Origin of the sequence: Amycolatopsis coloradensis (assembly GCF_001953865.1) — a bacterium.
Taxonomy (GTDB): Bacteria; Actinomycetota; Actinomycetes; order Mycobacteriales; family Pseudonocardiaceae; genus Amycolatopsis; species Amycolatopsis coloradensis.
Genome location: NZ_MQUQ01000025.1, coordinates 99,755 through 112,551 on the forward strand (window position 1 = coordinate 99,755; position 12,797 = coordinate 112,551).

13 protein-coding genes are annotated in these 12,797 nt (G+C 68.5%); 4 read left to right on the forward strand and 9 right to left on the reverse strand.

Annotation, left to right across the window (positions count from 1 at the left end; all coding sequences use genetic code 11):
- Positions 1–49: 49 nt before the first annotated feature.
- A complete protein-coding gene (locus tag BS329_RS36375; protein WP_084750641.1) occupies positions 50–1,273 on the reverse strand; it encodes an MFS transporter in 1,224 nt (407 codons plus the stop codon).
- Entirely contained in the window at positions 1,270–1,962 is a 693-nt protein-coding gene (locus tag BS329_RS36380; protein ID WP_076167441.1) for a FadR/GntR family transcriptional regulator, read from the reverse strand. The genes BS329_RS36375 and BS329_RS36380 overlap by 4 nt, the downstream gene beginning before the upstream one ends.
- A gap of 36 nt (positions 1,963–1,998) precedes the next feature.
- Here BS329_RS36380 and BS329_RS43020 point away from each other — a divergent pair, with 36 nt between their 5' ends.
- Positions 1,999–2,280, forward strand: coding sequence for a hypothetical protein (locus BS329_RS43020; protein WP_143253349.1), 282 nt, complete (start codon positions 1,999–2,001; stop codon positions 2,278–2,280).
- 63 nt (positions 2,281–2,343) lie between these two features.
- Here the strand turns inward: BS329_RS43020 and BS329_RS36390 are convergent, their stop codons facing one another.
- Entirely contained in the window at positions 2,344–3,780 is a 1,437-nt protein-coding gene (locus BS329_RS36390) for an MFS transporter (protein ID WP_076167445.1), read from the reverse strand.
- Positions 3,781–4,036: 256 nt separating this feature from the next.
- On the opposite strand from BS329_RS36390, the gene BS329_RS36395 reads away from it, so the two are divergent.
- The 3 genes from BS329_RS36395 (at position 4,037) to BS329_RS36405 (ending at position 7,455) form a co-directional block, all read left to right on the forward strand.
- Entirely contained in the window at positions 4,037–5,554 is a 1,518-nt protein-coding gene (locus BS329_RS36395; RefSeq protein ID WP_076167446.1) for a nucleobase:cation symporter-2 family protein, read from the forward strand.
- A 362-nt stretch (positions 5,555–5,916) separates the two neighbouring features.
- Positions 5,917–6,741 carry a L,D-transpeptidase family protein gene (locus tag BS329_RS36400; RefSeq protein ID WP_208619339.1) on the forward strand — a complete coding sequence of 275 codons (825 nt, stop codon included), beginning with the start codon at positions 5,917–5,919 and terminating at the stop codon, positions 6,739–6,741.
- A 24-nt stretch (positions 6,742–6,765) separates the two neighbouring features.
- Positions 6,766–7,455: a choice-of-anchor P family protein gene (locus BS329_RS36405; RefSeq protein WP_244197432.1), complete on the forward strand. Its 690-nt coding sequence runs from the start codon at positions 6,766–6,768 to the stop codon at positions 7,453–7,455.
- 466 nt (positions 7,456–7,921) lie between these two features.
- Here BS329_RS36405 and BS329_RS36410 read toward each other — a convergent pair whose 3' ends face one another.
- The 6 genes from BS329_RS36410 to BS329_RS45420 form a co-directional block, all read right to left on the reverse strand.
- Complete coding sequence (locus BS329_RS36410; RefSeq protein ID WP_076167450.1) at positions 7,922–9,691, reverse strand: hypothetical protein; 1,770 nt, start codon at positions 9,689–9,691, stop codon at positions 7,922–7,924.
- Between the two features lie 291 nt (positions 9,692–9,982).
- Positions 9,983–10,141, reverse strand: coding sequence for a hypothetical protein (locus tag BS329_RS43025; RefSeq protein ID WP_208619340.1), 159 nt, complete (start codon positions 10,139–10,141; stop codon positions 9,983–9,985).
- 94 nt (positions 10,142–10,235) lie between these two features.
- A complete protein-coding gene (locus tag BS329_RS36415; RefSeq protein WP_076167451.1) occupies positions 10,236–11,120 on the reverse strand; it encodes a PfkB family carbohydrate kinase in 885 nt (294 codons plus the stop codon).
- An 18-nt stretch (positions 11,121–11,138) separates the two neighbouring features.
- Entirely contained in the window at positions 11,139–11,279 is a 141-nt protein-coding gene (locus BS329_RS43030) for a hypothetical protein (protein ID WP_425266393.1), read from the reverse strand.
- Positions 11,280–12,004: 725 nt separating this feature from the next.
- Positions 12,005–12,424: a VOC family protein gene (locus tag BS329_RS36425; RefSeq protein WP_208619342.1), complete on the reverse strand. Its 420-nt coding sequence runs from the start codon at positions 12,422–12,424 to the stop codon at positions 12,005–12,007.
- A gap of 7 nt (positions 12,425–12,431) precedes the next feature.
- Positions 12,432–12,623, reverse strand: coding sequence for a hypothetical protein (locus BS329_RS45420; protein ID WP_076167457.1), 192 nt, complete (start codon positions 12,621–12,623; stop codon positions 12,432–12,434).
- Positions 12,624–12,797 lie beyond the last annotated feature (174 nt).

Below are 12,797 nucleotides of genomic sequence, written 5' to 3' on the forward strand. Positions count from 1 at the left end.
GGCGACGCCCGGGAAGAACAGTCTTGTTCTTTCCCGCCACCTCAGCCGCTCAGCGAGTCCGGACCTGACGGTCGCGCCCGGCGCCGTAACCGGCGGCGGCCATGACCAGACTCAGCCCGACGAGGAGCAGCAGCGCGGCCGTCCAGCTGCCGGTCGTGTCGTGGAGGACACCCAGGAGAAGGGGCCCGGCCGCGGCGACGAGGTAGCCGACCGACTGAGCCATCCCGGCCAGTGCGGTGGTCTCGCTGGGGCCGGTGGCACGTTGGCTTTGAAAACTCAGGGCCAGCACGAGGCAGACTCCGTTGCCCAACCCGAGAAGCGTGCACGCCACGACGGTGAGAGACGGCAGGAGAAGCAGGGTCGTGAAGCCCGCGGCGACGATCACGGCGGCCGCCGCGGCGATGAAACGCTGGTCGTGGCGGCCTCGGGTGAGCAGAGGCAGCACCATCCCCGCGACCAGCGCGATGACCTGATAGTGGAACAGCATCCAGCCCGCACTCGCCGTGCTCATCCCCTGCTTGCCGAGAATGCTGGGCAGCCAAGCGATAGCGGTGTAGAAAGCCAGGGATTGCAGGCCCATGAAGAAAGCCACCTGCCACGCCAGCCAGGACCTCCACGGGGTCCGGGCGTGGCTCCCCTCGGACTCCCCACCGCCGTCCTGGCGAGCTTCGCGGAACCGGGGCAGCCACACGGCGAGGGCGACGACGGCAACGACCACTCCCCATGCCAGTGCCGAACGCCAGGTTCCGGGCAGGATCTCGGCGAGCGGGACGGAGATGCCGGACGACACGGCGGCGACCACTCCCATGACGGTGACGTAGAGCGCGCTGACGGTGTGTGCCCTCGGGCCGGGGACGTGGGTGCGGATCACCGTGGGCAGCAGGACGTTGCCCACCGCGATCGCGGCCGCGAGGATCACCGTCCCGGCGAACAGGCAGGCGATCGAAGGGAGAGACCGGACCACCGTTCCCGCCGCCAGCGCGACGAGGGCCACCACGAGGAGACGGGTGGTGCCGACCCGGTGTGAAACCCTGCCGACAAAGGGCGAAGTCACCGCGAACATGAGCAGCGGCACGGTGTTCAGCACACCACCCGCGGACGCCGTCAACCCGGTGTCGCGCTCGATGGCGGGCAACAGTGTTCCCACGCCCGTCAAGGTCACGCGGAGGTTGGCCGCCACCAGAAGGATCGCGATCAACAGGCCTGCCGACAGGACCGGCGTGGTGACCGGCCCTCTGGTGGTCGCGACGCCGGGGGGACTCGAGGGGGTCACTTCCGTGGTTCCGTTCCGGTCTCGGTGAGCTTCACGATCTCGGTGGCGCAGTAGCGGGCGCCGACTTCGTCTTGGGCGGCGATCGCGTCGACGAGACGCCGGTGAAGGACGGCGTGCTCCGCGGCGGTCACGGTGGACCAGGGCATGGCGCCGATCTGTTCGGTGACCGCGACACTGAGGACGTCGTACACCTCGGTGAGCAGGCTGTTCCCGCCTGCCGTCACCACCGCCTGGTGGAAACGGGCGTCGATCTCCGCAATGGTGGTCACTTCCTGGGCCTCCGCGGCCGTCTCCGCCTCGTCGAGCAGCTCTTGAAGGCGAGTCAGGTCGTCTTCGGAGCGGCGAGACGCGGCCAAGCCCGAGGCGTATTCCTCCAGCACCGCGCGGAGTTCCAGCACATCGCTCCGCCTTGAGGTGGTGGCCCTTCGCATCAACGCCAGGTGCATTTCGCTCGATGACCGGACGTAGGTCCCGTCGCCCTTCCGAGCCTCCAGCAGCCCCATGTGCACCAGCGCGCCGAGCGCTTCGCGCACCGTCGTGCGCCCGACGCCGAGCTGCTTGACCAGGTCATGCTCGGGCGGGATCCGCATCCCCACGGGCCACTCGCCAGAGGAGATCTGCTCACGAAGGGTGTCCACCAACTGTGCCGACAGACTCGCGACGCGGCGCGGCGCCCGAAGATCGTTCATCAAGCGAACCTAACACCGAATGTCTGACATCTGTACGTGACGGCGGCCATATCGACCTCCGGCGAAACCACGACGACGAACACGAAACGGCCACCGCCACGACGGCCACGGAGCTGCGGGAGCTGGCCGAACGCCTGGCCGAACTGCGCGACGGAAGCGCTCGCCCAGCTGGCGACGGCCGAGCAGCAGGCCCGCATCGGGGACGAGAACGGCGTCACGGCCCACCTCAAGAAGGCGGGCCCGTGGGCCTTGACGATGGCGGAGATACTCGCGATGTCCGCCGCCGAGACGGCGATCAGGACGAGCTTGGGCGGCTGAAGGGAGAGCCGAGGGGAGGGCGGACCTGGAACGGTCTCGCCCTCCACTCGGTACTACAGCCGGTCATCGCACGCCCGCCGTTTCACCTCCGGCGACTTCGTTCGGCTGGGCCTTCGGGGCGCGCAAGGTGGCCATGGCAAGGAAGCCACCGGCGATCGCGATTCCCGCGGCGCCGAGGAACGCGGCCGAGTACCCGCCGGTCAGCGCGACCGGGTCACCGATCCGCCCCGCGCCGAAGGACACACCGAGCGCGGTCATCGCGGCGAGGCCGAGTGCCGACCCGATCTGGTACGAGGTGTTCACGATTCCCGACGCGAGTCCGCCTTCCTCCGGTTTCGCGCTGGAGATGGCGGTGCCGAGCGACGGGATGAACGCGAGCGCCTGACCGAGTGCCGCGACCAGTGAGGCGGGCAGGACGTCGACGACGAAGGTGCCCGTCGGGCTGGCGAACGACAGCCATCCCAGCCCCGCGGCAAGCGCCCACAGCCCGCCGATGATCATCTTCTTCGGACCGAACCGGCCGATGAGCCGGGGTGCGACGGCGACCATCAGCACGACGATCAGCACCGTCATCGGCAGCAGCGCGGCGCCACTGGCGAAGGCCCCGTATCCCAGGACCTGCTGCAAGTACAGGTTGAGGAAGTACCACATCGGGATCCACGCCGCGCCGAGCAGGAACTGCGCGAGGTTCGCGCCGCCGAGGTTCGGCGTCCGGAAGATCCCCAGCCGCACCAACGGCACCTCGCGCCTCCGCTGGATCACCACGAACACCGCGAGCAACGCGAGGCCACCCGCGAGCGCGCCCAGGGTACCCGCCGAGTCCCAGCCCGCTTCCGGCGCTCGGACGACGCCGAAAACGGTCAGGCCGAGGCCCGCGGTCGCCGCGACGGCGCCGGCGAGGTCGACCGAACCACGCCGGGCGGGTGCGGAAGGCATCAGCTTGCCGGTCGCCAGCACCGCGACGAGCGAAATCGGGACGTAGAGCCAGAAGATCCACGGCCACGACAGCCATTCGGTGATCACGCCGCCGAGGAAGACCCCGGCGGTGCCACCGGCGGGAGCGGCCGCGCCATAGAGCGCGAGCGCCTTGGTCAGCTCACGCGGCCGCGCGCCGAACAGCATCATCAGCAAGGTCAGCGCGGACGGCGCGATCAGCGCCGCTCCCGCACCTTGCAGGACCCGGCCGAGCAGTTCCACCCACGCGGTGCCCGCCATCGCGGCGACCACGGAACCGCCGAGGGTGACGACCCATCCGGCGGTGAACATCTTCCGCGCGCCGAACAGGTCCGAGAGGCGTCCGCCGAGCAGCAGCAGACCGGCGAGCGCGATGACGTAGGCGTTGAACACCCACGACAGGTCCCCCGGGGAGAACCCGAGGTCGTGCTGCATCGCGGGGAGAGCGACGCCGATGATCGAGGTGTCCATGATGACCATGAACTGGGCCAACGCGATGAGTCCCAGCGCCCACCACCGGCGTGGGTCCGGGATTGTCTCCGTCATGACGACCGTCCTTTCGAGATCTGTATACCCCCGTGGGGTATCTGACGGAGATGAACGTAGGCTCCCCGGCACGCGCTCACAAGTACCCCCATGGGGTATTTGTGTCGCACTCGTCACAAGACTCGCGGCCGCCAATCCGCAGCTCCCCGCCGGGCCGCGACTCCACGATTCAGTCTTGCTAGTTCTGCTATGTGGAAGCTAACCTCCGCAGAATGAAATTTCCCGGAAACGCTCGCTTCCACGGAGAGGCGGATCCATGGCGAAGAGGACACAGGCCGACGAGGCAGGCAGGCCCGAGGACGAACGCCTCGGGATCGGCAAGAGTTTCACCTACGGCATCCAGCACGTTCTGACGATGTACGGCGGGATCATCGCGCCGCCGCTGATCATCGGTGGCGCCGCGGGCGTCCCGCCGGCCGAAATCGGGCTGCTCGTCGCGTCGTGCCTGTTCATCGGCGGGCTGGCGACCATCCTGCAGTCGTACGGCGTGCCCTTCTTCGGCTCCCGGCTGCCGCTGGTCCAGGGCACTTCCTTCGCCGGCGTGGCGACGATGACGGCGATCGTGGCCGATGGCGGGCTACCCGCGGTGTTCGGGGCGGTGATCGTTTCCACGCTGCTCGGCCTGCTCATCACTCCGGTGTTCTCGCGGCTGGTGAAGTACTTCCCGCCGGTCGTGACCGGAACGGTGATCACGGTGATCGGGCTCAGCCTGATGCCGGTCGCGGCACAGTGGGCGATGGGCAACGACACCAAGGCCGCGGACTTCGGCTCGGTGTCCGACATCGGGCTGGCCGCGCTGACGCTGACGATCGTGCTGATGCTCAGCAAGGTCGCCGTCCCGGCGATCTCCCGGCTCTCGATCCTCCTGTCGATCGTGGTGGGCACCGTTCTGGCCGCCTTGCTCGGCAAGGCCGATTTCTCCGCCGTCGGGGACGGAGCGATCTTCGCGATACCGACACCGTTCGCTTTCGGGGCACCGACCTTCGACGTCGCCGCGATCGTGTCGATGTTCATCGTCGTGCTGGTGACCCTCACCGAGACCACGGCCGACATCCTCGCGGTCGGGGAGATCGTCGGAACGCGGGTCGGCAAACGCCGGATCGGCGACGGCCTGCGCGCCGACATGGCGTCCTCGGCGATCGCACCGGTCTTCAACGGGTTCACCCAGAGCGCGTTCGCCCAGAACGTCGGCCTGGTGGCGATCACCGGGGTCCGGAGCAGGTTCGTGGTGACCGCGGGCGGGGTGATCCTGCTGGTCCTCGGAATGCTCCCGGTACTCGGCAGGGTGGTCGCCACTATCCCGTACCCGGTACTGGGCGGCGCCGGTCTCGTGCTGTTCGGCACGGTCGCGGCGTCCGGCATCAAGACATTGTCCAAAGTGGACTACGACGGGAACATGAACCTGGTGGTCGTCGCGGCTTCCCTCGGATTGGGCATGGTCCCGATCGCGGCGCCGGACTTCTACCACCACTTCCCGGCGTGGGTCGGCACGATCTTCCACTCCGGGATCAGCGCCGCCGCGCTCATGGCCGTCGTGCTGAACCTGGTGTTCAACCATCTGAAGCCCGGCAAGGCGGGCACCGACCCGTCGGTGTTCGCGACGGCGACCCGGGTGATCGACTACTCCGATCTCAAAGCCTTCTCCCAACTGGAGAACGGCGACAAGATCGTCGACGGCCAGATCGTGGACGCCGACGGCAAACCGGTCCCGGTGCGGGACGCGGACGGCCGCCCGGTGCACTACCGCATCGGCAGCGAACCGGACGGGCACTGATCCTCGACCGACAGACCGTATGCGCGCACGAAGGCGCCGACGGCCGACTCCGCTATGCCTTCGAGTTCACGGTGAGGACACTCCGGGTGGTCGTCGCGCCCGCCGCTGTCGCCGCAAGTCCTCCGAATGGCCGCAGGAAAAATACGTAGGGTATTTTCCCCTCGGCTTTGCGAAAACGCGTTTCCGCCTCGATCGAGTGAACTCGACCCACCAGAGCGACCTGGGAAAATGCGGCAAAGCCGCAGGCAGAATCGATCCGATCACCTACCGTGCGCATTGATTAACGCACTGCTTTCCTGTTAAAGATGATCGTTCCCGATTCGTATCCCGTTGCGGATGACTCTGCGCAAGGACAGGCCCCGATGACCAAACTGCAGACCTCTTGCGGTGGCGCACGCCCTCATCCGGTTCGCGCGCTTCTCGTACTGGTGCTGGCGATGCTTCCGCTGTCCGGCTGCGGTACCACCGGGGACGAGGGTGGCGGGGCCGCTGCCCCCGTGGCGCCGCCACCCTCGTCGCCCGAGATGCTCGCCTCGCTGCCCGAGGCGAACACCTTCGGCCAGCTGGACTCCGCGCCCGCGGACCCGTCCCCCACACTTCCCGCCGGCGGGGAAGTCCTGCATCCCAAGGCGGATGCGATGGTCTACCGCGCACCCGGCGCGCAGCCGCTCGCCCGGCTGCCCGAAACCCAGATCGGCTCACCGACCTGGGTCCCGGTGATCGCCCGGCAGGGCGACTGGGCCCAGGTGCTGCTGCCCGCCCGGCCCAACGGCGCGACCGGCTGGCTGCACGCCACCCCGGAAACCGTGGAATCGGCGCACAACGACTTCCGGGTGAACGTGGACCTCGCCGGATTCCGCCTGGAAATCCTGGAAATGGGCAAACCGACCGGCTCGTGGACCATCGGCACCGGCAAGCCCGAGCACCCCACCCCCACCGGACGCGCGTTCATTCTCGCCTCGATCAAGGAGAGCGTGAACACCTACAGCCCGATCGTGCTGCCACTGAGCAGCCATTCCGATTCGCACGAGACCTTCGGCGGCGGGCCCGGCACGGTCGGCCTGCACACCTGGCCGGACGACAGCTTCGTCGGCAAAGCCACCAGCGACGGCTGCATCCGGGTCACCCGCGAGGCATTGGACCGCCTCGTGGAGCTACCGCTCGGCACCGTCGTGAACATCACCTGAACCCCGATCATGGAGGTAATTTCCTTGTCCCCACGCACAACGACCGTGCTCGCCTGCACGACCGCGGCCTGCCTGGCCTTCACCGCCACCCCCGCCGTGGCCGCCCCGGCCGAGTCCGCCTACGCCGTCGCCGCGGCCGGTCTGGTCGCGATTCCCCGTACGCCTTCGGTTTCCGGGGCGCGCAAGGAGTCGCTCGCCTCGGTGACGCTGCCGACGTCCGGTCCGTCCCTGGTCAGCGCGAAGGCACTGAACGCCGACGTGAAATCGGGGCACGCCCAATCCAGCGTCACCGGTCTCACGCTGAACCTCGCCACCCTGCCCGTCGCGGCCACGCTGCCCGGGCTGAGCGCCGATGCGATCAGAGCCGAGTGCCAAAACGGCAAGGGGACGGTGTCGATCGCGAACCTGAAGGTCGGCGGCAAAGCGGTCAAGCTCGACCAGGTCCCGCCCAACACCACCGTCCCGCTGGCGCCGTTGCTCGAACTGGTGGTGAACAAGCAGACCAAGAACACCGGCGGCACGCTCACCGTGACCGCGGTGTCGGCCAAGCTGCTCGGCCAGACCCAGACGCTGGACATCGCGTCGGCGACCTGCGCCAAATCCCCCGGCGCCACCCCGGAACCGCCGACCAAGCCCAGCGGTGACAAGCCTCAGCCCGGCGGTAAGGCCCCCAAGCCCACCCCGGTCCCCGGACACCTGGACGTCACCGGCTGACCACTGACACTCGACGTCCGCGTCGAGGTACCCGGGGCGCGGGAAGGCGGGTCGTGCGGGTTCAGGAGCCGCCCGCGATCGTGGGTGGCGATCCGGGTCCATCGAGAAGCAGGGCAAAGGGTGCCTCGGCTGAGGGGTGTGTGGACACAGGGACGTTGAGTGCCCCTCTGTCCACACACCCCCTTCCGGCTCTGACGGTCACCGGCACTGTGTGGATTTCTGGTCGTCCAACGCCCCAAAATCCGCCCGTGATGATGTTCGCGGTCGCTGGACGCCGGCACCCAGGTGTCTCCGTCCGGCCTGTCCGAAGCCAGGGCCCCCTTCAGGCTTGACCATTCCGGACGGGAGCTGCCGAGCCGAGAGGTGGTCTTAAGGCCACCGTGAACCGCGTGTCGGCCTCGGTCACGGCGACCCGCTGCCGCGGCGCCTCGGCGAGTGCCGTCCCGGTCGGTTTCCTGATCCCCGGTCAGCGAGCAGGGGTCTGACCGGGGCGGAGGATGTCCCCGCAGGACCGCAGATGCGCCACCGAGTTGGCCGCGACGACCTTCTGGGTCTCGGTGGTCACGTACTTCTGCGCCGCGGCGAGCACCGCGGGGTCGCGGACGAGATCCTTGCGCACCCACACCCCGACGTCACCGAACGCGGCCGGGTCGCGGGGGCTGCGGTAGAGCACCTCGTACTCCCGCGCGAACCGTTCGTCCTGGGCGAAGCCGAGTGTGGTGTCCCACGAACCGATGAGCGAGATCAGCTCCGGACGGACCTGGTCGAAGACGTACTGACGCTCACCCGCGAAGTCCGCGGTGCTCAGGTAGTCGGCGATGACGCGGTCGGCGAGACCGGCGAGGTCGATCACCTGGAGCCTGCTGACCAGCGACATCCCGCCGAGGTCGATCACGCCGATCTTCGCGGAGTCGGGCAGCTTCAGGAGGTCCGCGACACCGTTGGTGACCCTGGCGTCGCGCTCGACGACACTGCAGAACGGCGTTTTCGGGACGTCGCGGTACTTCTTGCCCTGAGTGTAGAAGCCGTCGACCGACGACACCGTCGCGACGACGAGGGTGGCCACCAGCAGGACCCGGCCGCGGATCCGTGCCTTGCGCACGGTCTCGACGATCACGATCGTGCCGCCGAGGGTGCCGAGCGCCCAGATCGGCGTGGCGAACCGGAACTGTCCCATCCAGTCGGCCTGGAGGACACAGAAGGCGATCACCGACAGGCCGAACGGGACCACGAGCGCGACCATGCCCGCGCGGAGCTTGGACGGCTTCTGCATCACCAGTGCCAGACAGACGATCGCGACCGCGACCAGCAGCCAGCCCGCGTACTGGAGGACCGTCCCGGCCTTGGCGATGTCGGCGATGGCCGGGAGCGGCTGCGCCTTGGCGACCGCGGTGTTGGGCAGCAGGCGCCCGTACTCGATCCAGCGGAACAGCAGGTAACCGCCGAAGGGGACGAGGAACCCGGCGGCGGACAGCAGTACCGCCCGGACAGCCGGGGCGAGGCCGCCGCGGCGGGTGAACAGCGCGACCACGATCGGGAACGCGGCCGCGTAGATGACACCGTCGGGGCGGCTCAGCCCGGCGAGGGCGGCGAGCGCACCGGTCGAAACAGCGACCTTCGCGGTCAGGAGTGTGCCGGAGTTCACACCACACAGGGTGACCACGGCCACGGCGGTGACCGCGAGGGCGTAGACCGAGTTTTCCAGACCGGAGAAGCACCAGATGACGAACGAGGAGTTGGCCGCGAGCGCCGCACCGGCGATCACGGTGACCAGGGCGGGCCGAGGCGTCACGCGCTTCGCGGCGACGTACACCAGCGCCAGGATGGCCGCGCAGCAAAGCAGCGCCAATCCCTTGGGGAACAAGATGTAATCGGGGATGCCGAAAAGCGTGCCGGTGTCGAACAGGCCGACCAGCTTCCCGAGTGCCAGCAGCACCATCCACAGCGGGTTCGAGAAGCCCTCGACGGGTTCCACGCCGGGCTGGAGAACCGGTCCGAAACCGTCGGCGAGGTTACGGGAATAGGCGAACGTGATGGCCGCGTCGTCGATCATCCAGTTGCCGTAGAAGCTCGCGTGGACGGCGATCAGCACCGTGCCGGCGAGGACCGAGGCGAGGGCGCCGAGCAGCGGCGGGAAACCCCGGCGCGAGGAGGCCAGGCTGTGGCCCGACGGTCCGCCTCGGCCGCGGTCCAGCTCCGCCACCTGCGGCGGGCCGGTCAGTTCCACACTGCTCACGAGGTGAATCCCCCATATTCCAAGTTCGAGAATCCGGTGACTGTGCCGCGCGGACGGGCCCTCTGCCGCGGCCGCAGCGCCCTGCTCATCCACTGCACGAATGATCCAACACACAGGTTGAGCTGATAAGCATCACCCAGGCGTGTAATTTTACCGCACAACATGCGGCTCTTTCGCACAGGGTTCACTACCCTGCGGAGTTGCCGGTCCCGCGGGACTCGTTTCCGAGAAATAGCGCTATCGCGGCACGAATTCACTCGTCGGCGCGCTCGACCCCGCCGACCAGGAGACCTAGGAGAGGATCCCGGCGATCGTGATCACGATCACGTAGGCGAAGCCGGGCGCGAAGCTCTCGTCGGTGACGATCACGATCGGAGCGGCGATCGAGGACAGGTCCCCGATGAAGGTGAACAAGCCGATCAGCAGCGAGCGGCGGGGAAGTGCGGTCACCCATCTCGGAGAAGCCCTGCTCCGAGGCGATCTTCACCGGTGGTGACACCAGTGACCGTTGCCGTGTATCCGGCTGTCGACCGGCACCCCGCTCCTACTGGGCGAGATCAAGGAAGGCGTCCAGTTCGGCCCGGGTGGGCGCGGTGGCGGGTCCCCGCCTGGTGACGGCGATCGCGGCGGCGGCGTTCGCCCGGCGAGCTGCCTCGATCAGGTCCGTCCCGGCGATCAGTTCGGCTGCGAGGACGCCACAGTGCGCGTCCCCCGCACCGTTGGTGTCGACGGCCTCCACCGCGAATCCGGGCACGGTCACGACGCGCTCGCCGACGACCACCCGGCATCCGGCGGGGCCGTCCCGGACGACGAGCGTCTCCACCCGACCGCTTTCCCCGTCGAGGGTTTTCACTTCCGTGGCGTTGCAGCTGAGAATGTCCACATGCGACAGAACGGCCGTGAGCACCTGGCCGGGAACGTCACCGGCGAGCGGACCCGGGTCGAACAGGACGGTCGCGTCGCCGATCCGGGGCAACCAGTCCAGCAGGACTTCCGCGTTCGGCGTGTGCAGCAGGCTGTATCCGGTGAGGTAGACGACGTCCTGGCCGGTGGGGACGATGTCGTCGAGCAGGCCTCGTGGCAGCCGCCCTTCGGCGCCGGTGCCGGTGATGAAGCTGCGCTCACCGTCGTCCTCCACGAGTGCGACGACGATCCCGGTGTCGCCTTCGCCCATCGGTTCGTGCGCGAGGGCGATGCCCTCGGCGGCCATCGCCGACCGGGCGAGGCCGGCGAAGTTCGCGGTGCCGTGCGTCCCGGCGTAAAGCACCGGGGCGCCCGCCCTGGCGGCAGCGGCCATCACGTTGAAGCCACCACCAGGCATGAAGTCCACTGTGGAGGCCAGCACGTCCCCGCCCGGCGTCGGCAGGTTCGGCACCCGCATCACGAGGTCCACCACGACCTGCCCGGTATGGATCAGACGTCCGTTCATCGCAGTGGGCCTTTCTGTTCAGTGGGCCGGGGCCGGAAGGTGGAGGTGTCCATCGTGGACTTCGGCGATCTGGTCGGCGGCGGTGAGGTGGGTGCGGTCATGGGTGACCAGGATGGTGGCGGTGGCCCGCCGAGGGGTGAGCCGGGGTGATGAAGTCATGGAGGCGCACACGACCAGCGTCGGCCGGAGTTGTTCCCGTGCCCGGACCGCTCGGCAGGATCGGCCACCGCCCGAGCGGAAGTCCGCCGTCGGCGCGGAACCGCCTAACGGATCAGGCCCGCGGCGCGCAGATCGGCCCAGACCTGCGGGCACCTGCGCCGCGAAGGACTCCACGTTGCGCCGTGCCTCCTCGGCGGACCGCATGCCCACTGGCGAACGGGTAGTCGCCCGTGATGCCTCGCTGGAGGTCACCGATGATCAGCGCGGTGGTCATGCCGGGAAGTTATACAGCCCGCCGCGCGACTGGCCAGCCTCCCGCGAGTGAGGATCAAGAGTGTGCTGCTCGCCACGTTGGGGACCATCGGCATCGTGGTTCCCCTTCCCCCGCTCGCGCGCCGATTTCCAGGCCTCCCGCACGGTCCGGTCGATGGCGGACTGGAATCCGGGCGCGCGCAGACCCTGATTGGGCGTCCGGCTACACCAAGGTGCACTGCCGCCCGATCACGTCGCGGTCGGCCACAGCGTCACCGGCTCGGCGTTCTCCGCTCTCCTGTGCGGCCGGTCCGCCGGCTCGCGGGGACGCACCGGCCGGACGGTCCGGTCCGACCGCGGCGACAACCGGCCATCCGGAACGCCCGGTGGCGACTTCGCCTCGGGCCATCACCAGGGCCAATGCGCGCCGGACGAATCACATTCCGACGCGCTGCTTCGCCGCGGCTGAGGAATCACTGAGCGACGAAGACGCAGAACGGATGCCCTGCCGGATCCGCGTAAACGCGCAGCGGTTCGTCCGGGTGGTCGCTGCGGTCGAGCAGGAGCCGCCCGCCGAATTCGAGGACGCGGTCGTGCTGCGCGTCGAGGTCCTCGACCGTCTCCACGGTGAGGTCCAGGTGCAGTTGCTGAGGTACCGGGGTGGGATCCGGCCAGCTCGCTTCGGGTAGCCGATCGACCTGCTGGAAGGCGAGTTGCACCCCGCCGTCCGGGTTTCTCAGTACCAGCCAGTCTTTGTCGTGCCCGGTTTCGACACCGGGCCGAGGTGGTTCGTCACCCGGACGGTAGTCCCACACCAGCAGACGCCGGTAGAACTCCGCCAGGGCGCGGGCATCGGTGCAGTCCAGCACCACCTGGCGAAACGCCGGGCCCATTTTCCGCTCAACCAAGCCGATCTCCTCCGAAGTCCGCGGCCATACGCTGATCGACAACGCCGAGAACCTGTTCGCACCGGCGGATGTTCTCCGTCTCGAACGCGATTCCCCTGGCAAGTATCAGGTACGGGCCGACACGGGGCGCGACGGCGAGGAACTCCGCCTCGGCCGACTCTCCGAGGAGGCGCTCCGGAGGCATTCGAACCGTTTCGATCTGGTTTCGGCGGTGGCCATCCTCTCGGCGACAACGCTCCGGATCGCGGTCGGTGCTGGGGCGTCGCTGTCCAGAAGCATCGCGAGGATCGCGTTCCGCAGCGCCATGACGCGATCATAGGCACCAGTGGATAGTCGCAAAGTTGATCAGACGACGGCT